We start from the raw sequence: 21,051 nt of genomic DNA, 5'->3' as shown, positions 1-21,051 counted from the left end.
CCATGATCCGCAACTCACTCCTCATCGCATTCATCCTCGCCGTCTCCAGCGGCCCGAGCCTGGCGGACGAGGCGCTGCCCTCGGCCCGCAGCCTGGTCGACGCCCACATCGAAGCCGCCGGCGGCCGGGATGCCATCGAGGCACAGGCCGACTCGACCATGACCGGTCGACTGCGGATGCCGTCGGCCGGACTGGAAGGCCAGCTGAAGCTGGTCTCGCGCCAGCCCGGCGAGCGCGTCATGCAGGTCGAACTGCCGGGCATCGGCACGATCCAGAGCGGCTATCGCGACGGTACCGCCTGGTCCGTGGACCCGTTCATGGGGCCGCGCCTGATCGAGGGCCAGGAGCTGGCGGCCCAGGTGGAAGCCAACGAAATCGGCGCCATCCTCCGCTCGGAGGAATACGTCGAGTCCATGGAAACCGTCGAACAACGCGAGTACGACGGTCAGGCCTGCTATGCAGTCGAGGTCCGATGGAAGTCGGGTCGGGAAAGCCTGGACTGCTATGCCGTCGACTCCGGCCTGCTGCTGGCCAGCGAGTCCACCGAGCAGAGCCCGATGGGCGAGATGGAGACCGTGATGATCTTCAGCGACTACCAGCGCTTCGGCGACAGTCTGCTCCCCGCCCTGACCCGCCTGCGGACCATGGGCCAGGAGCAGCACATCGTGATCGATTCGGTCGAATTCGGCCCGCCGGAAGCGGCGAATTTCGAGCTCCCGCCTGCGATCGTCACGCTGATGTCCGACAATTCCGCCGACTGAACACTACGGACCACCCATGGGCAACCGACTTTCCAGGATCTACACGCGCACCGGTGACGACGGCACGACCGGCCTCGGCGATGGCTCGCGCACGCAGAAGGACTCGCTGCGCGTCGAGGCCTACGGCACCGTCGACGAACTCAACAGCTGCATCGGCCTGCTGATCGCGCACCTCGACGAAAAGACGCTCGAGAGCCTGCTGCTCGATGTGCAGCACGATCTGTTCGATCTGGGCGGCGAATTGTGCATGCCCAACATGGAGCTGATCGCCGATCGCCACATCAAGCGCCTGGAAGACGAACTCGACCGCCTCAACGCCGATCTACCGCCCCTGAAGGACTTCATCCTGCCCGGCGGCAGCGTCGCCGCCGCCCAGGCCCACCTGGCGCGCACGATCTGCCGGCGGGCCGAGCGCCGGGTGATTTCCCTGGCTCGTCAGGAGCCGGTCAACGAGCCGGTCATTCATTATCTCAACCGCCTGTCCGACCTGCTGTTCGTGGTCGCCCGGACCGTCGCCCGCGCTTCCGGTGCGGGCGAGGTGCTCTGGGATCACGAACGCGACCGCTGATCTTCCGGAGGCCTGCAAGCGATGAGCCTGACCGTCATCAGCCATTCGGACTGCCTGGGACACGTCAACCCCGAGGGGCACCCTGAACGCCCCCAGCGCCTGGAAGCTGCCCTGCGCGGCATCGAGCAGCTCGACGATCTGCACTGGCTCGACGCCGAGCCGGTCCGTCGTGAGCAGCTCGAGCTGGGCCACGGCAAGAACTACCTCGACAACCTCGAGTCACTCGACCAGTCGGGCAGCCGCCTGTCTCTGGACCCGGACACCCACCTCGGGCCGGGCAGCCTGCGCGCCGCCGCGCTGGCCGCCGGCGCGGCCTGCCAGGGCGTGGACCAGGTCATGCAGTCCGACGGCGCCGAACGCACCTTTGCCGTGGTTCGCCCGCCGGGACACCACGCCGAGTCGGCCCGGGCGATGGGCTTCTGCCTCTACTCCAGTGTGGCCATCGCCGCCCTGCACGCTCGACAGGCCCACGGCCTGAAGCGGATCGCGGTCTGCGACTTCGACGTCCACCACGGCAACGGCAGCGAAGCCATCCTGGCCGACCAGGACGGCCTGCTGTTCCTGTCCAGCCACCAGTCGCCCCTCTACCCGGGCACCGGCCGCCCGGAAGATCCGCATGCGGCCAACGTGTTCAACACCAGCCTGCCGCCCGAATCCGGCAGCAACGAGTTTCGCGAGCACTGGCTGGAGCACCTGCTGCCCCGGATCGACGAATTCCGTCCCGAGCTGATCCTGGTCTCGGCCGGCTTCGATGCCCATGTTCGCGATCCGCTGGCCCAGCTCCGCCTCAAGGACGAAGACTTCTACTGGATCGGCCACGAGCTGAAGCAGCTCGCCATGCAGCATGCAGGAGGCCGCCTGGTGGCCAGCCTGGAAGGGGGCTACGATCTTGCGGCACTGGAAGCCGGCGTGCTGGCCTTCGGGGAAGCCATTGCCTGAGCCCACCTGATTCACCACCCGTTCTACTGCGGCACCACCAGGCCCCGCAACGAACGGGTGGTGAATCAGGCGGGCTGAACAGGCGGAAACGAAAACGGCCGGCGCAGTGGCCGGCCGTCGTCGAATCTGGAGCGGGCGAACGGAATCGAACCGTCGTCATCAGCTTGGGAAGCTGAGGTAATACCATTATACGACGCCCGCCTGGGCGCAGACCCGAATGCTAAACCGTGGCTCTGCGTCAGACAAGCCCAACGCAGAGCCACGGTCAGCTCACGAGGCGGTCACTTCCTGCAGCTGGCTCAGCCGTCGCTCGTGCGACAGGCCCTTCCACAAGCTCACGCAGATCAGCAGCAGCACGATCGTGAACGGCAGCCCCGTACTGACCGCGCCGGCCTGCAGGGCTTCCAGGGCGGCCGAACCGCCGATGGCCAGCAGCACGGCGGCGATCAGCCCCTCCATCACGACCCAGAAGATGCGCTGCGCGTCAGGCGCATCGATCTTGCCGCCGGAGGTGATCGAGTCGATCACCAGGGAACCGGAATCCGATGAGGTGATGAAGAAGACCAGCACCAGGACGATCGACAGGAAGGACGTGATGGCGGTGTAGGGCAGGTTCTCGAGCATCTGGAACAGGGCCAGCGAGGAATCGCCGATGCCATCGGCCAGTTCGCCGACCTGGTTCGTGACCTGATCCAGCCCGTTGCCACCGAAGGCACTCATCCAGATCGTCGTCACGACCACCGGCACGATCAGCACCGCGAGCATGAACTCACGCACCGTGCGGCCGTAGGACACGCGGGCGATGAACATGCCGACGAACGGTGACCAGGAGATCCACCAGGCCCAGAAGAAGATCGTCCAGCTGTGGTAGAAGGTGCTGTCCTCGCGTCCCACCGGATTGCTCAGCGGCAGGAGGTACTGGGCATAGCCGGCCACGGTCGTGCCGAAGTTCGCCATGAAGGCCGTCAGGCCACCGGCGATGAGCACGAAGAACAACAGGGCCAGGGCCAGCAGCATGTTGAGGTTGCTGAGCACTTTGACCCCACCATCGATGCCACGCAGCACGGAGATCAGGGCCACCGAGGTCACACCGGCGATGATGATGATCTGGGTCGTCAGGCCTGAAGAGATATCGAACAGGAAGCCCATGCCGCCGGCGGCCTGCTGCGCGCCCAGGCCCAGCGAGGTCGCCAGGCCGAAGATCGTCGCGAGCACCGCCAGCGTATCGATGACATGACCGATCCAGCCCCAGACGCGATCGCCGATCAGCGAGTAGAAGGTCGAACGGATGGTCAGCGGCAGGCCCTTGTTGAAGCTGAAGAAGGCCAGGGCCAGGGCCACCACCCCGTAGATCGCCCAGGGGTGCAGGCCCCAGTGGTACATGGTCGCCCCCATCGCCGCCTCCGCCTCGCCGCCACCGACGTTCAGCGGCGTGCCGAACCATTCGGTGAAGTAGCCCACGGGCTCGGCCACGCTCCAGAACATCAGGCCGATGCCCATGCCGGCGGCAAACAGCATGGCGAACCAGCTGAAAGTCGAGAACTCCGGCTTGGCATCGTCGCCGCCGATGCGGATCTTGCCGAAGGGCAGCACGATCATCAGCAGGCAGAAGACCACGAAGATGTTGCCGGCGATCAGGAACATCCAGTCGAACTGTTCGCCGATCCAGACGCGCGTCGCGGTCAGACCGCTGTTGGCCTGTTACGGAAACAGCAGGGAGATCAGCACGAAGGCCAGCATCAGGACCGCGCTGATGACGAAGACCGGATTGTGGAGGTCCAGTCCCAGCCAGGTCACGTTGTCCTGGCCGACTTCGTAGTCGGTCTCGTAGACCTCTTCGAGCTGCTCGATCTCCTCGATCAGCACCTTGTCATTGCTTGATTCAGTCATTTCTTGCTCCAGTCGGTTGAGCGTGTCGTTGGCATGCGCGCCCGTTCATGGCGCCCGTCCGCCCACGATCAGAAGTAGTAGCCCAGGTTGATGTTCAGACGTGATTTCCAGTCCCCGGCCGTGCCGGCACCACGACCGATGCCATCACCGCCGGCAAACCACATGTTCTTGCCGGCGATCCAGTCGACGTAGGCGAAGACTCCTCCGGCCGAGACCGAACAGCCGGTCACGCTCTGGATCGACTCATCCGACTGCGCCACATCGGGATTGAAGAAGGTGCCTTCGTTGTAGCAACGAAGCCCCGTGATCGGCCCCCATTCGACATCGAAGGCACGCGAAACGCTGTAGGTATAGATGTCCGACTTCGACGCGATCAGGAAGGGAAAGGCGAAGGCGCCCATCTGCACGAAGTCATCGGACACGCCGTCCGGGTTCTCCGGGTCGTATTCGTAGCGAAGCGCCTGCAGACGCAGGTTCCATGGCCCCCGGTCATAGTCCATATGGGCACCGATGGCCCAGCGCTCGCCATTGTCCTCGGTGGTCCGGTTGTAGATCTGCCCGGCCTCGAGGCTCAAACCCAGATCCATGCTCGACTCGTCCGACAGATTCAGGTGGCGCACGGCACGGAAGTTGAGCTGATTGGTCTCGGTGTTCTGCTGCTCGCCAGCGGTGACCAGATCGAAGGAATAGCGATCGGCTCGACCGTCGCTGGCGTATTCCGGGTTCTTGAAGAAGGCGTAGTCGAAGGACCAGCGATCGTTGGGCCGGTGCACGAACTTGATGCCCGTGTCGTAGTCATCCTCGAGGCCGACGTAGTAGTTGCCGGTGAACCAGAAGCTGCGGCTCATGTAGGGACCGATCCCGAACGGCACCTGGGTAATCCCCAGTTGCATCTGCAGCTCGTCGGAATAGTCGTAGCCGACCCAGGCATGGTGAATCGCATGGAAATCGTTGTAGCGTCGCCATTCGGCATCGAGCAGCACGTCACCGACGCTGCCGGCCACGTTGATCCGGAACAGTTCCAGCTCGAAGTCACCGAAGCGATCCTTGTTCTGGTCGTCGTAGTCGCGCCAGGCGTAGTTGAGCCGGACCGCTCCACCGAAATCGATGCCGTCCTGCTCCGCTTCGGCGACCTGCTCGACCTCGGCCACGCGCTGCTCGATGGCCTCGAGTTCGTTCACGCGCTCGCGGCTTTCGGCCCGCTCGGCCTCCAGTTCACCGAGCCGTTGCTGCAAGCGCATCAACTCGCGCTGCATGAGTTCGATCTGTTGTCTGAGTTCGTCGGTATCGGCGTCCGTGCTCTGATCATCGGCCCAGAGCGGACTGACCAGACAGGAGGCAAGCAGAAGCGCGGAGGCAAGCCTCCGGAGACAGGTTCGTGCGGTCATGCGTTCACCGTTTTTGATGGCGAAGCCCAAGCGGCCTCTTCATGAGTGATCGCGCGGATGACCGCCACCGGACCGGTCAGACCCCTTTGTCGAGCCAGGTCGTTTACCGGCCTTTCCCTGACCGGTCATCTGCACCCTCGATTGAAAGGATCGACGCTCCAAGCGCTGAGGCTGTCAACTACCGAGCATCGACCATAAGCCCATTCACCCTAACAGAGGCAGCACGGGCCTGCAAATGCGCGGCTCGCCGATGTCGACGGAAAATCACTCTAAATTCATGCAGTTCTGGTAGTTTCGCGCCCTCATTTCGTGCAGCGGTGTGACATGAACAGATTCGCAATCCCCGCCCTCGTTGTGGCCGCCCTGGCGCTTGCCGTCTGGTCGTTCTGGCCCGAGGGTGGATCCACTTCGACACAGTCTCGCGACCGGGCGGAGAACGCGTCGACCATCACGGTCTTCGAAGCACGACCGGCGATCGAGGTGGTCCGCCTCGACGCGGTCGGCTCGGCCGAGGCCCTGCGCTCGATCACCCTGTACCCGCCCTCGGCCGGTGAGGTCGTGGCGGTCCATTTCTCCGCCGGTGACGAGGTCGAACAGGGCCAGGTGCTGATCGAACTCGATGCCCGGGATGAGCGTCTGGCGCTGGAGCTCGCTGAAACCCGCCTGGCCGATGCCGAACGCCTGCTGGATCGCTACACGCGCGGCGGCAGCGAAGCCGCGTTCACTCCCACCCAGATGGACGCGGCGCGGACGGCCGTGGCCGAGGCACGCATCGCCCGCGACCGGGCCAGGATCGCGCTGGACGACCGTCGGCTCGTCGCGCCCTTCACCGGTCGGATCGGCATCACGGAGATCGACCCCGGGGACCGGGTCAGCGAATCGACCGTCATCGCCACCCTGGACGACCGAAGCGAGTTGATGGTTCGCTTCGAAGTGCCCGAGGCTTTCCTGGGTCAACTCTCGCCCGGCACCGAGGTGGAGCTGAGCCCATGGAGCGCGCTGAGCCGCGAAGTCATCGGCCGGGTGGCCGAAGTGGATTCGCGCATCGACCCCAGCAGCCGTACCTTCGTCATCCGCGCCCGCCTGAACAATGAGGCGGATCGCTGGCGGCCCGGCATGGGCTTTCAGGTGCGGCTCGATCTGGTCGGCGAAAGCTACGTGCAGGTGCCGGAGCTGGCCCTGCAGTGGGGCGCGAACGGCGCCTACGTCTGGACCGTCGACGAGCAATCCCGCGCTCGCCGTGTCCTCGTCACCCTGGTCCAGCGCAAGGACGGGCAGGTCCTCCTCGACGGCGACATCGACGTCGGCCAGGCCGTGGTGCTGGAAGGCGTGCAGAAGATGGCCGAAGGTCGCCTAGTCGAGGTCATCGACGACGAATTCCTGGACGGCCGTGACGGCGTCCAGGCGTATCTGGACGCACTGCGGTGAGCGATCTGAAGAGCGGCCTTCCCGCCCTGGGCATTCGGCGCCCGGTAATGGTCATGGTGATGAATCTGCTGATCGCCCTGGCCGGCCTCGCCGCCCTGCGCGGCATCGAAGTGCGCGAGCTGCCGGACGTCGATCGACCGATCGTCGGCGTCAGCGCCCAGCTGCCCGGCGCGTCACCCGAGACCATGGACAACGAGGTCACGCGCATCCTCGAAGGCGCGGTGGCCAGAGTCTCGGGCGTGCAGTCGATCCGGGCCTCGAGCGAGGAAAGCAGCGCCCGGATCCGGGTCGAATTCTCTCCCGATGCGGACCTGGACATCGCCGCCTCCGACGTGCGCGAGGCGGTCAATCGAGCCCGGCGGGAACTGCCCGACGAGATCGAAGAGATCCGCGTGGTCAAGGCCGAACAGGATGCCGACCCGGTCATCAGCATCGCGGTCCTCAGCGACACCCACCGCAGCGAGGCGCTGACCCGGATCATCGGGACCGACATCATTCCGGAGATCAACGCCATCGACGGCGTCGCCGACGTGCCGATCTTCGGCGACCGTCAGCGCGAGCTGCACGTGGTCATCGACCCGCCCCGACTGGCCCGCTTCGGCCTGTCCGTGGCCGACGTCGCCAACCGACTACGCGAGGCCCGCTTCGACGTTCCCGTCGGCAGCTTCAAGTCCGATGATCAACAACTGCTGGTTCGAGCCGATGCCTCGACCCTGAGCCCGGAAGCGGTCCTCGATACGGTCATCCGCGGCACGACCCGCATCGCCGACGTCGCCCAGGTCTACTTCGGACCCGCCGACGCGAATTCCCTGGTGCGCCTGGACGGGCAGCCCGTGGTCGGTTTCGGCGTGGTTCGTCAGGCCTCGTCCAACACCATCCAGATCTCCGACGAAGTCCGAGCCGTGGTCGAACGCCTGAACCAGCGCTTCGCCGATCTCGAGCTGGTGGTGACCAGCGACGATGCGACCTTCATCCGCGAATCCGTTCGCGAGGTCCTGATCACCTTGGCGCTGGCGATCGCCATCGTCATCGCCACCCTGTGGTTGTTCACCGGCTCGCTGCGCGCGACCCTGGTGCCCTGCGTGACCATCCCCGTGGCCCTGGTGGGCACGGTGGCGGTCATCTGGCTGCTGGGTTTTTCGATCAACCTGCTGACCCTGCTGGCGATCGTGCTGGCCACGGGCCTGGTGGTCGACGATGCCATCGTCGTGCTCGAGAACATCCAGCGCCGCCGCGCCCAGGGCCTGCCGGCGCGCGCCGCCGCCGTGCTCGGCTCGAGGCAGGTGTTCTTCGCCGTCATCGCCACCTCCATCACCCTGGTGGCCGTGTTCGTACCGATCGCCTTTCTGCCCAGCACCGCCGGACGCCTGTTCCGCGAGTTCGGCGTCGTGCTGGCCGTGGCCGTGGCGATCTCCTCCTTCGTGGCCTTGTCCCTGGTGCCGACACTGACCTCGAGGCTGCCGGCCGAAGACCGCAGCAGCCCGGCCCGGCGCGCCCTTGAAGCCCTGGGTCGACGCCTGGCCGATGCCTACGGACGCCTTCTCGAGCGCCTGCTCGACCGCCCCTGGGCGACGGTGCTGCTGGCCGTGCTGCTGGCCGCCAGCGCGGCCGGCCTGTATCGGGACCTCAACCAGGAGCTGATCCCGACCGAGGACCGGGGCGTGCTGATCGTCAACGCCAGCGGTCCCGACGGCGTCGGCCTGGCCTATTCCGAACGCCAGGCGAACCGCATGGAGGCCATCCTGCAGCCGGTCGTCGACGGTGGCGAAGGCGACTACCTGTATTCGCTGATCGGCCGCTACGACCCGAACCGCAACCAGATCACCATCCCCCTGGTCCACTGGGACGAGCGCGAGCGCTCACAGCAGGAGATCGCGGCCTCCGTGCTGCCCGAACTCCAGCGCCTGCCCGGCGTTCGGGTGAGCATCTCCAATCCCAACAGCCTGAGCCTGCGCGATGCCGGTGACGGCCTGGAGATGGCGCTGCTGGGCAATGACTACCCGCGGCTGTTCGAAATCAGCCAGACCCTGGCTCAGCGCATCGAGGACGAGATTCCCTACCTGTCGGGCGTGCGCGTCGGCTACCAGCCCACCCAGCCCGAACTGTCGGTGGTCATCGATCGCCGCCGCGCCGCCGACCTCGGCGTGCCGCTGGAGGGCCTGGCCGGGACGCTTCGCGCCATGGTCGACGGGGACGAGATCATCAGCCTGAGCGTGGACGACGAATCGATCCCGATCCGCCTGAGCTCGACCGCCGGCAGCATCGACGACCCCACCGACCTGGTCAATCTCTACGTGCCGACGGAACGCGGCGGGCTGGTCCCCCTGTCCAGCCTGATCTCCCTGAGCGAAGACAGCGTGGCCGCCGAACTCGACCGCCGCGAGCAGCGCCGTTCCATCGACATCGACGCCAATATCGCGCCGGGGATCGCTCTGCAGACCGCCGTCGATGACGTTCGGGCCCTGGCCGAGGAAATATTGCCGGGCGATGCGACCCTGATCATGATCGGTGAGGCAGCCGAGCTGGAAAAGACCTCGCGCGACGTCGGCTGGACCTATTTCCTCGCCCTGCTGATCGTGTTCCTGGTGCTGGCCGCACAATTCGAAAGCCTGACCAGCGCCCTGGTCGTGACCCTGATCGTGCCCTTCGGCGTGGCCGCCGCCATCCTGGCCCTGTTCCTGACCGGCGTGTCGATCAACATCTACTCGCAGATCGGCCTGGTGCTGCTGATCGGCCTGATGGCCAAGAACTCGATCCTGCTGGTGGAATTCGCCGACCAGCTACGTGATCAGGGGGCCAGCGTCCGCAACGCCATCGTGGACAGCGCTCGAATCCGCGTCCGTCCGATCGTGATGACCCTGCTTTCGACGGTCCTCGGCGGCCTGCCGCTGATCCTCAGTGCCGGCGCCGGTGCCGAAGCCCGCGCCTCCATCGGCTGGGTCGTGTTCGGTGGTCTGAGTCTGGCTGCGGTCTTTACCCTGTTCCTGACTCCGGTGGTCTACGCTCTGCTGGCGCCGATCAGCAAGCCCCGCGCCCACGAAGCCGATCGCCTCAGTCGGGAGCTGGAGCAGGCCGGTGATCTGATCGAGTCGGCCTGAGTCGATTCGGGCGCGCTTCGAGCGGTGCACGGCTCGTCGCGGCCGGGCACCGATCGGTGTCAACGGGCCTGCCTGGCGGAGAGCTGCTCCGCAAACGAGGCCGACAGGCGTGCCAGATCAGAGTCATTGCCCATAACGGCCGAAATCTGCTCGTCGAGCGCCCGCAGCTCCTCTGCCAACCCCTCGCTCCGACCGTCGAGCCAGCGCAGACGCAGGGCATCCAGCCTGGAGGCCAGCACATCGGGATGCCCCTCCTCGAGGATCGAGCGCCGCGTCCGCAAGGACTCTTCGATCAGTGGCCGGGCATCCTCCGGGCGATTCTGCTCGATCAGCAGGGCGCCGAGGTTGGCGATGCTGTTGAGCGTCTGCAGGTGTTCCGAGCCGAGCACCTCACGACGCAGCGCGATCACCTCGCGATAACGCTGCTCGGCCGCTTCGCTGTCGCCCATCGCGCGCGTCAGGTAGGCCAGGTTGTGCAGCACGCTGAGCGTGTTGGGGTGTCGGGCACCGAGATGCTGACGATAACCTTCGAGAATGCGCTCGAACATCTCGACGGCCTCCTCGAAGCGCTCGAGCATGGTCAGACCATGCGCCACGCTGCTCATGGTGACCAGGGCCTCTTCGCTCCCCGGGCCACTGAGCTGCTCCACCAGTTCGAGCTGGCGATAGTCCAGCGCCAGGGCCCGCTCGATGTCGCCCTGCTCGGCATAGGCGTAGGCCAGATTGTGCATCGTGCTCGCCGTGTCCATGTGCACGCCGAGCACGCGCTCCCGGCCGACCAGGGTCGTTTCAAGCAAGTCGGCGGCCTGATCGTAGTGGCCCAGATAGAGATAGAAGCGGGCTTCGGCGTGCTGGGCCGACAGGGTCAGCGGATGCTCGGGTCCGAGCGCTTCCCGCAGGCGAGCGCTGGCCGCCTGCGCCAGGGGCAGACCGCTTTCGGGCTCGCCGAGGCTGACGTAGGTCGTCGCGAGCGTTTCCTCCACCGCCGCCCTCGCCTGCAGATCCAATCCGGCCTCGGGCAAGGACGATCGCGTCCGGTCGAGCAGTTCGCGAACGGTCGGATCGCGCCCCTGCGCCTGGGCCGGATCCACGGAGGCCAGCATGTCCTGCAGAAAGCGCACCACGGCTTCCGATCGCTGCGCTTCGATGCGCGCGCGGTCGCGCTCCGAGGCAGCGATGCCGGCCTGCCAATAGGTCAAGGCGGTCAGGCTGATCAGAGCCAGTCCGGCCAGGGCAGCCAGCGACACGGGCAGGCGATGGCGGCGCAGGAACCTGCCGACTCGATAGGCCAGCGTGGGCGGCGCGGCCATCACGGGCTGACAGGCCAGCACCCGACGCAGATCGTCGGCCAGCGCCGAGGCGGAGGGATAGCGCCGTTCGCGATCCTGAGCCAGCGCCTTGAGCACCACCCGATCGAGATCGCCGCGCAAGGCGCTGCGTTCGATGGCAGACGGTCCGGCCAGCGCAACCCGGCTCGGTGGCGGCACCGGATCCTCGCGCACGCGACGGCACAATTCCCCGAAGGACGCATCATCGACCGTATCGGGATCAATGGGCAGGCGCCCGGTCAGCAATTCATAGAGCACCAGGCCCAGGGCGTAGACATCGGAACGGGTATCGATGTCGACCTCGCCCAGGCTGGCCTGCTCCGGGCTCATGTACTCCGGCGTCCCGACCGCCTCGCCCACGCGGGTGGCGCCGCTCGAGGCATGGTCGGCAGACTCCAGGGCTTTGGCGATGCCGAAGTCGATCACCCGGACCTGGCCCCGGCCATCCTGGTCGACCACCAGCAGGTTCGAAGGCTTGATGTCGCGATGGATCAGACCCTTCTGATGCGCGTGCTGGATGGCTTCGCAGACGGGCAGGAACAGTTCGATGCGCTGTTCGAGGCTCAGCCCACGATCCGCGACCCACTGCGTGATCGGCTGCCCGCGCACCAGCTCCATCGCGAACCACAGCTGTCCGGAAGCCGTACTGCCGGCATCGAACACCTTGGCGATGTTCGGGTGGTCGAGCACCGCCAGGGCCTGACGCTCGGCGAGAAAGCGCGCCCGTCCCGCCTCCGACAGAAAGCCCGTACGGGCGAGCTTCAGCGCCACCCTGCGCTGCATCGGCTCGGTCTGCTCTGCCTCGTAGACCACGCCCATGCCGCCCCGTCCCAGCTCGCCGCGCAAGCGGTAAGGCCCGATCCGTTCCGGCATCGCCGCCGGTTCGGCCAGCAGCGCTCCCGAGGACTCGGCCAGATCATCGAGCAGCTGCGCGCCGCCGGCCTGCGTCCCGCCGAGCAGCGTCGTCAGCTGAGCATGGAGCTCCGGATCCGTCTGCGCCAGCTCGCTCAAGCGCTGCTTCCGCGCCTCTGGCCCGAGGGCCTCGACTTCGTGGAACAAGGTCTCCAGCCGGCGGAAGGCCTTCGCGTCACTCATTCCTGCGGGGCCCGATCGTCACCTTCGGCCAAGCGCGCGGCCAGCCAGCGACGGGCGAAGCGCCAGTCGCGCTCCGCCGTGGATTCGGAAATCTCGAGGAGTTCGGCGGCCTCCCGCATGCTCGCGCCCCAGAACACACGCAGACCGACCAGTTCGGCCTTGCGCGCATCCAGCGCTTCGAGCTCCTTGAGCACCTTCGGTACGTGGGACAGGTCGACGTCGATCTCGTCGGAGACCTCGTTCAAGGTCACGCGCAACTGGTCACCACCTCGCTTCTGCGCCTGACGCCGGCGCTGGTAGTCGATCATGGCGCGCGCCATGACCTGGGTGGCATAGGCGAAGAAATGTCGGCGATTCTCGAATTCCAGCGGCCGCTCGAGAATCTTGAGCAGCGCGTCATGCGCCAGCATCCTCGGTTCCATCGTCAGACCATCGACGCGCCCCTGGTTCATCCCCGCCATCTCGCGCCGTGCGATCTGCTCGAGGCGCTGCACCACCGCGGCCACCAGCCGCGTATCGGCCGCCTGATCGCCCCGCGCGGCGTCGGCCAGTAGCTGGGTAATGGGGGGCTCGTTCATGGGCTTGGATGACCGAGGGCGGCTAACGACTGTCTGAGGAAGTATGTCCACGATCCACGGCTCAGGCAAGTCGGCGCGACGTCCGTCGGGATCAGAGCTCGACCAGAAGGCTCCACAAACGGTTGATCCAGCGCATCATCTCGTCGATCCAGTCGTCCTGGACCCAGCTTCGATCGAGCGTCCAGCGATCGATCGCAGGATGCCCCATGGCGGCGTATTCCCAGTCGATCAGGATCAGGCGCTCACCGGTATCGAGCACGTTGGACGGGATCAGGTCATGGTGGACCAGGCTGGCCTGCCAGTCGGCACGATCGAATTCCGCCAGGCGGGGGCGGAAGCTCTGCCAATCCTCGCTCAGGCGATCATCGGCCAGGCCATGCGAGACGATCTGCGCCCAGTAGCGATCCAGATAGTCGAGATAGCGTCGACGGGGTCCGGCCAGACGAAGCTCGCCCATGGCCTCGATCAGGGGCCACAGGCGCTGACGCTGAACGGGGTCGGAGAAATCCGCATCCGCCCAGCTTCGAGCGTCGATCCAGGGGAACACCGCCACACCGGCGTCCCCATCCCAGTGCCAGACCGGTCGGCTCAGTCCGGCAGCGTCGGTCACGTTCATGACCTCGAACTCGAGGCCCCGGTCGATGCCCAAGCGCTCCGGCTCGGGATGCCCCAGCCTGAGCACCAGGTCCTCCCCCAGCCCCGGTGCGCGCAATCGGAAGTTCCGGTTGGTCAGCCCCCCGGGAATCATCGTCCTCACGACGGGTGGCGCCGTCAGCGGCAAACCCCAATCGCGCCAGCTGGCCAGGGCCTTCGACAGTCGAGGATCGGGGGCTTTCATTGCGAGCTCACCGTCTCGTTCTGCGCTCGCCAGGCCCGAAGCCAGCTGGCCCAGCCGACCACGGAGAGCACCAGGTAGGCGACGTAGAGGGCTGCGGTCAGCACCATGGCTCGCTCGACGAAGAGCACGATGGCCAGGGCATTGAGCACCATCCAGTAGGCCCAGTTCTCCAGCAGCTTTCGAGCCACCATGAAGGTGGTCACGACGGCGCCCCAGGTGACCAGGGAATCCAGATACGGCCAGGCCGCGTCGGCGTGGCGACTCAGCAGAAAGCCCGAGATGAGCGTACTCACGGCGATCAGCGCGACGGCGATCAGATGATGACGCCAGGGCCAGCGGGTAACGGGCAACGCCCGATCCGCCGACCCGCCGTGACGCCAGTGCCACCAGCCGTACACTGCCATGCCCATGTAGTAGACATTCAGCGCGGACTGCATCGGGAGCTGGACCTGCCAGAACAGCACGGTGTAGATCGCCGTGCTGGCCAGGGCCGCGGCCCAGCACCAGGCGTTCTGGCGCACGGCCAGAATCAGATAGGCCAGGGCCAGGACCACGGCCAGCATCTCCCAGCCGGACTGCTCGGCCCAGGCTCGGGCCAGGCTCTCGAGCCAGTTCATGAGCGCAGCTGACCGCAATCAGAACGCATAGCTGGCACTCAAACCGACCGTGCGCGGCTCGCCGAACTGATAGTAGGGCTCGACGGCATAGCCCTTGCGCGGATCGTTGCCGAAGCTGCCGAAGCCGCGAACGCGAACGGTCTCGTCACCCAGGTTGCGGGCCCACAAGGCCACCTCCCAGAGGCCCAGCTGATAACCCAGGCGCAGATTGAACAGCTCGTAGGCATTCGAGCGCTCCTCGTGTCGGCTGGAAAAGTAGAACGCATCCTTGCCCTCGACCTCGGCCCGCAGGTACCAGTGATCGGCCCAGCGGAAAACGGCGCCCAGACTGAACATGTAATTGGGCGCATGCGGCAGGTCGCGGCCATCCAGATCGAAGGCCTGGCCCGTTTCGGGATCGGCCTCGACGTGCGAGAAACTCTGGAAATCGTCGAAGCGGGAATCCAGCAGACCGAGGCTGCCGTAGGCCTGAACCGAAGGACTGATCCACCAGTTGAACTCGGTCTCCAGCCCATAACTCTGACCGGCCGTGGCATTGCTGATGTACTCGATGAAGCGGCAGGGGCAGAGCTCGCCATCGATGGGCAGGACCAGGGACTGCTGGGTCTGGATGTCATCGCGGTCCTGGAAGAACAGCGCCGTTCTCAGATCGAGCCGTCCGTCCCGGAGACGGGTCTTGATCCCCAGCTCGTAGTTCCACAGGGTTTCGGTCGCGTATTCGCGCTGCGCGTCGGGCACGGTGGAGTCACTGTTCACGCCGCCGGCCTTGTATCCCCGCGAGGCCAGCGCGTAGAACAGATGACCGTCCTCGCTCCGGTACTCGAGCGCCAGGCGCCCGCCCCAGAAGTCTTCGTCGGGATCGAAGGCCGCTCCATCGCTGTCGGTGTAGTCGGCATCGCGCTGCTCGTAGCGCAGGCCCGCCTTGAGCAGCAGCGATTCGCTCAGCGGCAGATCGTACTGACCATAGAGCGCGCGGTTCTCCGTATCGAAATCACTCAGGAAGTCGTTCTCCAGATAGGTATAGATGCGCCGGAGGGATTGCGACTGATCACGATAGTAGGCACCCAGCACCCAGCTCTGCGCGCCCGGCTCGCCGGAAAGCATGCGCAGATCCACGGTGGTGTTGCGATTGTCACGAAGGTAGTTATCGAAGGAAGAATACGCATCGAAGACGCAATCGAAGACGTCGCAGAAGCCGTCGAAGCTCCAGTCTTCGTCATAGCCGTACTCGAGATCGGCATCGGCATGGCTGAGCAGGGCCTCGACGCTCAGCGCTGGCCGCGCCTGCCAGATCAATCGCGCCGAACCGGCCACCGTTTCCTGCCGATCATGGCCGAGTTCGTCGGACAGGGTGGTTCGCGTGTTGTCGAGGGAGAAGCCGTCGTAGCGATTATCGACGTCGAGCAGCAGGGCGCCGAAGTCGATGGAGAGCGAGTCGCTGGCCTGCCAGCGAAGCCGACCGCGAAGCGTCTGTTCGTCGATCGCGCCATTGTCGTCGATGCCGAGAAAGGCGTTGTCCTGATACCCATTGCTTCGGACATTGGAATAGGCCATGCGATAGCCGAGCGACTCGCCCAGGGGGCCCGAGATCGCGCCCTCGAACTCGCGGGTATCGCGCTCGGCCAGGCGCAGGCGCATCTCGCCCGAGAAGACCTCCGTGGGGCTGGCGGAGACCATGTTGATCATGCCGGCCAGGGCGTTCGCGCCGAACAGGGTGCCCTGCGGCCCGCGCAGGATCTCGACCTGGGCGATGTCCAGGGTCGTGGCGGCACCGCCCAGGCCGGTCAGATCGATGCCGTCGACGACCAGCCCGACCGAGGCATTGGAGGGCTCGACGAACTGGCTGCGCGCGCCGATGCCGCGGATCTGAAAGAAACGGCCGCGCGAAGCGCCGCTGGAGAAATTCACGTTCGGAGCCAGATTGAGAATCTGCTCGATGTGGGCCGCCTCGCGCTGCTCGATGGTCTCGGCATCGATCACGGTCGCGCTGCCGCTGAGATCGAGCAGTTCGGTGCCGCGAAACTCCGCCGTGACGACGATCGGATCGCCCAGATCCAGCGGGGATTCATCGGAGGCCGGCGTCTGCGCGAGGACGACGCTGGATGGGGAACAGGCCAGACAGGCCAGAAGCAACTTCAGTTTCATCGGAAAGGTCTCCTTCAATCGATTCAAAAGGGAGACCCGGAATGCACGCGGGATCATCGAAAACCACCTTCGAGCCAGACCGGTGGTTCTCCGTTCCTTCCCTACGCCGGCATTAACCGGATCAGGTTCAACGGGTCCAGCAGGAACCCGGCCGTCGTGCTCGGCCAGGCTCGGGCTGTCTCAGGCGCAAGCGCCACCCCGAGGAATCGCCGCTATTGTAACGCCCGGACCGTTGACCTGCTGCTCGGCATTGACCCGGCCATGCCGGCTTGACCCAGGTTGTTCGAGCAATGCAGGATTGCCGGGATGAAGCTGACGCCCCTACAGGCCATCGTGGCCAGCAATGTCGCCACGCTGATCGCTGCCCTGATCCAGGGCTGGGGCATGGTTCAGCTGCTCTGGCCCTTCTGGGCGCAGAGCGTGATCATCGGCCTCTATTCCATGGCGCGAATCCGTCGTAGCGCGGATGGCGATGCCCGCCATCTCCTGTTCTTCCTGCTCCACTACGGCGGCTTCCACTTCGGCTACCTGGTCTTTCTCATCGCCCTGACGACCAGCGCCGATGCCGCCGGGATGGTCCCGGTCACCAACACCAACTCGGGCGAGGTCATGCAACTGTATGCCGGGGTCTACCACCCGCTGGACTGGATTCTCTACGCCGGCCTTGCGGTGTCCTTCTGGCTCAGTCACCGCGCCTCCTACCGCGCCCACCTTGAGGCCGACCTGGCCAGTCGCCCGAGCGTCGGTCGTCTGTTCGCCATCCCCTACCTGCGAATCCTGCCCATGCATCTGACCCTGATCCTCGGCGTCCTCCTCGGCGGCCCGGGCACGGTCGTCTTCTTCATGTTGCTGAAGATTCTTGCGGACCTCGCCATGCACGTGCTCGAGCATCGACTACTGGCAGTTTCAACGAGCACACACTGAAGAGAGAGCCGCGGAATCGCCCGACAGCCCGCGAAGCGCCCTGCCCATTCGCGCGGATTTCACACTCGGCAGCGATGAATGAGGTATGGTTTAGAAGGCTTGGAGGAATGGCAGCCTCCGGTCTCTCAGGTTAGAAGCGCAAGTCTTCGTTAGAAACCACCAAAAAACAATGGGGATTCAATACATGTTCAATCGATCAAGCTCCCGAAGGGGATCTCTGCTTGCCATGGCCGCTGGTCTGCTGGCCACGCACGCAATCGCGACCGTGGAATACGATCAGGACGTCACACCGACGATCATCTTCGGCGCCGGAAACAATAACGGTGCGTTCACCACGGACCGATTCAACGGCGTCGAAATCGGCCTGCGAGCCAAGCTCCGCTACGACGAGAACGGCGTGCCGCAGAACGTCTTCAACAGCAACGGCGACGGCAGCTATACCTTCTACACGCGCAGCCGCCCGAATTTTCCCGACGGTCAGCGCGGCGAATGGAGCTTCGAATGGGCGGTCAACACGGACTTCGACGGAAGTTCGCTACTGAACCTCGATGACCTGAGCTACGAGCTCGGCCTGGACGCCGATCCCGGCCCGGGCACGAACTTCCTCGTCTTCGATCCGATCACACCCAGCGCCGAAGCGCCATGCTGGGATCATGCCATCGGCAACAACGGAACCGGCAATGGTGGCGGCACCGCCGTCAACTGCATCACCGATCCGAACCCCGGGCAAAGCTACGCCGGACTGCTGACGGACAACAACGTCGCCCAGAACTCCTGGCAGTACGGCTTCTTCCTGATCGACGAACTTGCCGACTACGATCCGCGCCTGCCCGGCCGGTACACGATCTACCTCCAGGCATCCAACGGCAGTGGCGTGGTCGCGCGCAGCGAGATCGAGGTCATCGTGGTCGATCCGCCGCTGGCCTTCGATCAGAACGTCACCCCCGAGGCCATCTTCGGCAGCGGCAACGCCAATGGTGAGTTCACCACGGATCGTCGCAACGACATCGAGCTCGGCCTGCGCGGCAAGCTCCGTTACAACGCCTCGGGCGTGCCCGAGAACACCTTCAACAGCAACGGTGACGGCACCTACTCCTTTGCCCCGCGCCTGGTTCCGGGCGGCAGCCCGCTGCGCGCGGAATGGGGCTTCGAGTGGTCGGTCAACACCAACTATCAGGGCGGCGCGGGACCGAACGTCGATGCCTATACCTACGAGTTGGGCCTGGACGCGGATCCGAGCCTGGGCACGGACTTCCTGGTCTTCGATCCGATCACCCCGACGGCCGAGGTCCCGTGCTGGGATCACGCCATGGGTAACAACGGAACGCCCAACGGGGGCGGCACGTCCGCCAACTGCCTCGGGGACCCGAACGCCGGCGCCACCTATCAGAACCTGATCGCCAACAACAACGTGGCCCAGAACTCCTGGCGCTACGAGTTCTTCGCCAGCGGTCCGATCGCCGGTTTCGATCCGACCGTCGACGGCAGCTACCGCATCTACCTGGCGGCCTACAACGCCGACGGTGTCGAAGTCGCCCGCAGCGATATCGACATCCTGGTCGGCAGTGCAAGCGGCGGCACCGTGTCCGACGTCGAGCTGAGCATGAGCACCACGGCCACAGGCACCCAGTTCACCGGCGACGCGATCACCTATCAGCTCGTCGCCAGCAACACGGACCTGGCCAAGGCAGCGAACGTCTCGATCCTCAACGTGCTGCCGGACAATCTGAGCTTCGTGGCCGGCAGCTGCGACGATGGCAGCGTCGCCAACGTGGCCGGGCAGAGCGTCGACTTCGCCCTGGCCGACCTGCCCAGCGGCGCCAGCACGATCTGCACGATCGACACGGTCGTGGCCTCCAGTGGCACGATCGTCAACAGCGCGAGCGTGGCCGCCGACAACGACGGCGATGCGAACAACAACGCCGCCAGCGTGAGATTGCTGGGGGTGATCGAGTCAGTCGCCCTGACCGGCGACATCCCGAGCCCGACCGACAACGACTACACCCGCATCAACGACGTCGTCCAGATCGCAGGCCCCGGCGACCAGATCGTGTTGAACGGCGTTTTCGACTGGAACGAAAGCAATGCCTTTGCCAGCTGGGCGCTCGGCTCGGACGGCATCGACGGCACCGTCGATGACTGGACGATCTACGTGCCCGACGGCCTGGCTGATCTGACCATCACCGCCACTGCACCGGGCGATGCAACGATCAAGGGACCGGGCGACCTGGCCGGCGTCGATCTCGAAGGCTTCCTGCTGGTCTACGGCACCAACCCGGGGCTGGAAATCTCCAATCTGGTCATCGAGGACTTCGATGTCGCCATCGGCATCTACTACAACGGCGGCGGCGTCAACGTCTACGACAATCTGACCATCATCGACAACTTCATCGCCATGCCGCGCGATGTCGCCGGCAACTCGCAGGGCGGAGAGGCGTTCCAGAACATCGGCATTCACTACTCCTTCGGCGACAATATCCTGATCGCCCGCAACGTGATCGAGATCCCGGGAGACTCCGCGTCGACGGCCAGTCTGCGCGCGGCCCAGGTGGCCATGCAGTCCAACACCTCCGGCGGCGCCTATGAAGGTCTGGTCATCGAAGACAACGAGATCCGGATCCTGCTGGCCCAGGCCGAGATCCCGGCCGGCATCATCGGCATCTGGGAGAACGGCAACGCGCATACCAGCAATATCACGGTACGCAACAACCGTTTCATCAATCTGGATCCAGCCAACGATCCGTCATTGAACGACCAGGAGGCCTTCCGCATCACCTCGCACTCGTCCGCCTCGTCAACAACGCGCTACGAGGGCAATTACGCGGAAGGTGCCAACGTCGGTTACGGCTGGCTGAGCTTCGATACCTACGGTGCGGACTTCTCGACCCGGGATCCGATCGAGTTCGTTTCGAATACGGCCGTCGATAACCTCACCGGCATCCTCATCGACTCCAACGGTGCCGCGGACCTGAGCTGCAACCGCATCCATGGCAACGATCTGGGGCTGAGCAACATCACCCAGGCCGGCCGCATCTCGCTGGCCGACGACAACTGGTGGGGTTGCAATGCCGGCCCCAATGCCGGCGACTGCGATGCCTATGACACCGGTCTGACCACCGATCGTTGGCTGGTGGCCGGACTGACGGCCGATGCCGGCACGGTGCTGATCAACTCGACCACCGGTCTGAACCTGGACCTGCGCAGCAACTCCGACGGCAATGAGGTCACCAGCTGCACGCTGCCGGCGACCCCGGTCATTCTCGCGGCCAACGAGGGCTCGGTCACGCCGGCCGTCGGTGCGACCAGCGCGGCACTCCTCGATGCCGACTACACGGCCCCGGGTTTCGCGACCGGCGATACGGTCACCGTCACGGTCGACGCCGAAGTCCTGACCGTCGACTTCACCGTCGAACTCCCGGTCGACTCGATCTTCAACGATCGCTTCGAGAACTGA

General features: G+C 65.4%; 13 protein-coding genes, 1 tRNA gene, 1 pseudogene and 1 riboswitch. Of the genes and pseudogenes, 7 read left to right on the top strand and 8 right to left on the bottom strand.

Translation table 11 applies throughout. The annotated features are described in order from the left end of the window. The first annotated feature begins 2 nt into the window (after positions 1 to 2). Genes WM2015_RS04270 through WM2015_RS04260 form a run of 3 tightly spaced genes read left to right on the top strand, consistent with a single transcriptional unit; the run spans position 3 to position 2,268 of the window. On the top strand, positions 3 to 761 hold the full coding sequence (locus tag WM2015_RS04270) for a hypothetical protein (RefSeq protein ID WP_049724883.1): 759 nt from the start codon (positions 3 to 5) through the stop codon (positions 759 to 761). A gap of 16 nt (positions 762 to 777) precedes the next feature. Continuing rightward, complete coding sequence (locus WM2015_RS04265) at positions 778 to 1,329, top strand: cob(I)yrinic acid a,c-diamide adenosyltransferase (RefSeq protein ID WP_049724882.1); 552 nt, start codon at positions 778 to 780, stop codon at positions 1,327 to 1,329. A 21-nt stretch (positions 1,330 to 1,350) separates the two neighbouring features. After that, positions 1,351 to 2,268 (top strand): histone deacetylase family protein, encoded by a 918-nt coding sequence (locus tag WM2015_RS04260; protein ID WP_049724881.1) that lies wholly within the window; start codon positions 1,351 to 1,353, stop codon positions 2,266 to 2,268. Positions 2,269 to 2,395: 127 nt separating this feature from the next. Here WM2015_RS04260 and WM2015_RS04255 read toward each other — a convergent pair. The 3 genes and pseudogenes from WM2015_RS04255 to WM2015_RS04245 all read right to left on the bottom strand — a co-directional run bounded on the left by WM2015_RS04255 (position 2,396) and on the right by WM2015_RS04245 (position 5,546). After that, positions 2,396 to 2,469: transfer RNA gene (locus WM2015_RS04255), tRNA-Gly, on the bottom strand. A 69-nt stretch (positions 2,470 to 2,538) separates the two neighbouring features. Next, positions 2,539 to 4,158 (bottom strand): annotated as a pseudogene (locus WM2015_RS04250) (BCCT family transporter). A 68-nt stretch (positions 4,159 to 4,226) separates the two neighbouring features. After that, on the bottom strand, positions 4,227 to 5,546 hold the full coding sequence (locus tag WM2015_RS04245) for a porin family protein (protein WP_156200846.1): 1,320 nt from the start codon (positions 5,544 to 5,546) through the stop codon (positions 4,227 to 4,229). A 324-nt stretch (positions 5,547 to 5,870) separates the two neighbouring features. On the opposite strand from WM2015_RS04245, the gene WM2015_RS04240 reads away from it, so the two are divergent. Both WM2015_RS04240 and WM2015_RS04235 read left to right on the top strand, forming a co-directional pair. Further along, entirely contained in the window at positions 5,871 to 6,974 is a 1,104-nt protein-coding gene (locus tag WM2015_RS04240) for an efflux RND transporter periplasmic adaptor subunit (RefSeq protein WP_049724879.1), read from the top strand. Next, complete coding sequence (locus WM2015_RS04235) at positions 6,971 to 10,072, top strand: efflux RND transporter permease subunit (protein ID WP_049724878.1); 3,102 nt, start codon at positions 6,971 to 6,973, stop codon at positions 10,070 to 10,072. The genes WM2015_RS04240 and WM2015_RS04235 overlap by 4 nt, the downstream gene beginning before the upstream one ends. Positions 10,073 to 10,131: 59 nt before the next feature. Here WM2015_RS04235 and WM2015_RS04230 read toward each other — a convergent pair whose 3' ends face one another. The 5 genes from WM2015_RS04230 to WM2015_RS04210 all read right to left on the bottom strand — a co-directional run bounded on the left by WM2015_RS04230 (position 10,132) and on the right by WM2015_RS04210 (position 16,673). Beyond that, positions 10,132 to 12,495 carry a serine/threonine-protein kinase gene (locus tag WM2015_RS04230; RefSeq protein WP_049724877.1) on the bottom strand — a complete coding sequence of 788 codons (2,364 nt, stop codon included), beginning with the start codon at positions 12,493 to 12,495 and terminating at the stop codon, positions 10,132 to 10,134. Beyond that, complete coding sequence (locus tag WM2015_RS04225; RefSeq protein ID WP_049724876.1) at positions 12,492 to 13,073, bottom strand: ECF-type sigma factor; 582 nt, start codon at positions 13,071 to 13,073, stop codon at positions 12,492 to 12,494. The genes WM2015_RS04230 and WM2015_RS04225 overlap by 4 nt, the downstream gene beginning before the upstream one ends. 91 nt (positions 13,074 to 13,164) lie before the next feature. Then, positions 13,165 to 13,911 (bottom strand): choline/ethanolamine kinase family protein, encoded by a 747-nt coding sequence (locus WM2015_RS04220; protein ID WP_049724875.1) that lies wholly within the window; start codon positions 13,909 to 13,911, stop codon positions 13,165 to 13,167. Further along, on the bottom strand, positions 13,908 to 14,528 hold the full coding sequence (gene pnuC / locus WM2015_RS04215; RefSeq protein ID WP_049724874.1) for a nicotinamide riboside transporter PnuC: 621 nt from the start codon (positions 14,526 to 14,528) through the stop codon (positions 13,908 to 13,910). The genes WM2015_RS04220 and pnuC overlap by 4 nt, the downstream gene beginning before the upstream one ends. 18 nt (positions 14,529 to 14,546) lie before the next feature. After that, positions 14,547 to 16,673 carry a TonB-dependent receptor gene (locus WM2015_RS04210; protein ID WP_049724873.1) on the bottom strand — a complete coding sequence of 709 codons (2,127 nt, stop codon included), beginning with the start codon at positions 16,671 to 16,673 and terminating at the stop codon, positions 14,547 to 14,549. A gap of 81 nt (positions 16,674 to 16,754) precedes the next feature. Further along, positions 16,755 to 16,884, bottom strand: a riboswitch (TPP riboswitch). A gap of 95 nt (positions 16,885 to 16,979) precedes the next feature. Here WM2015_RS04210 and WM2015_RS04205 point away from each other — a divergent pair. Together WM2015_RS04205 and WM2015_RS04200 are read left to right on the top strand one after the other, a co-directional pair. Continuing rightward, positions 16,980 to 17,597: a DUF6498-containing protein gene (locus tag WM2015_RS04205; RefSeq protein WP_049724872.1), complete on the top strand. Its 618-nt coding sequence runs from the start codon at positions 16,980 to 16,982 to the stop codon at positions 17,595 to 17,597. 226 nt (positions 17,598 to 17,823) lie between these two features. Further along, positions 17,824 to 21,051, top strand: coding sequence for a DUF11 domain-containing protein (locus WM2015_RS04200; RefSeq protein WP_049724871.1), 3,228 nt, complete (start codon positions 17,824 to 17,826; stop codon positions 21,049 to 21,051).

The organism is Wenzhouxiangella marina (genome assembly GCF_001187785.1).
Classification (GTDB): Bacteria; Pseudomonadota; Gammaproteobacteria; order Xanthomonadales; family Wenzhouxiangellaceae; genus Wenzhouxiangella; species Wenzhouxiangella marina.
The sequence above is the reverse complement of the archived record's forward strand: the minus strand, read 5'-3'. Positions and strand labels throughout refer to the sequence as shown.

Bases quoted from the DNA above. Each gene is read 5' to 3' on its own strand.
- WM2015_RS04210 (WP_049724873.1), bottom strand. From the start codon at position 16,673: ATGAAACTGAAGTTGCTTCTGGCCTGTCTGGCCTGTTCCCCATCCAGC.
- WM2015_RS04270 (WP_049724883.1), top strand. From the start codon at position 3: ATGATCCGCAACTCACTCCTCATCGCATTCATCCTCGCCGTCTCCAGC.
- WM2015_RS04265 (WP_049724882.1), top strand. From the start codon at position 778: ATGGGCAACCGACTTTCCAGGATCTACACGCGCACCGGTGACGACGGC.
- WM2015_RS04240 (WP_049724879.1), top strand. From the start codon at position 5,871: ATGAACAGATTCGCAATCCCCGCCCTCGTTGTGGCCGCCCTGGCGCTT.
- WM2015_RS04245 (WP_156200846.1), bottom strand. From the start codon at position 5,546: ATGACCGCACGAACCTGTCTCCGGAGGCTTGCCTCCGCGCTTCTGCTT.
- pnuC (WP_049724874.1), bottom strand. From the start codon at position 14,528: ATGAACTGGCTCGAGAGCCTGGCCCGAGCCTGGGCCGAGCAGTCCGGC.
- WM2015_RS04200 (WP_049724871.1), top strand. From the start codon at position 17,824: ATGGCCGCTGGTCTGCTGGCCACGCACGCAATCGCGACCGTGGAATAC.
- WM2015_RS04220 (WP_049724875.1), bottom strand. From the start codon at position 13,911: ATGAAAGCCCCCGATCCTCGACTGTCGAAGGCCCTGGCCAGCTGGCGC.
- WM2015_RS04225 (WP_049724876.1), bottom strand. From the start codon at position 13,073: ATGAACGAGCCCCCCATTACCCAGCTACTGGCCGACGCCGCGCGGGGC.
- WM2015_RS04260 (WP_049724881.1), top strand. From the start codon at position 1,351: ATGAGCCTGACCGTCATCAGCCATTCGGACTGCCTGGGACACGTCAAC.
- WM2015_RS04205 (WP_049724872.1), top strand. From the start codon at position 16,980: ATGAAGCTGACGCCCCTACAGGCCATCGTGGCCAGCAATGTCGCCACG.
- WM2015_RS04230 (WP_049724877.1), bottom strand. From the start codon at position 12,495: ATGAGTGACGCGAAGGCCTTCCGCCGGCTGGAGACCTTGTTCCACGAA.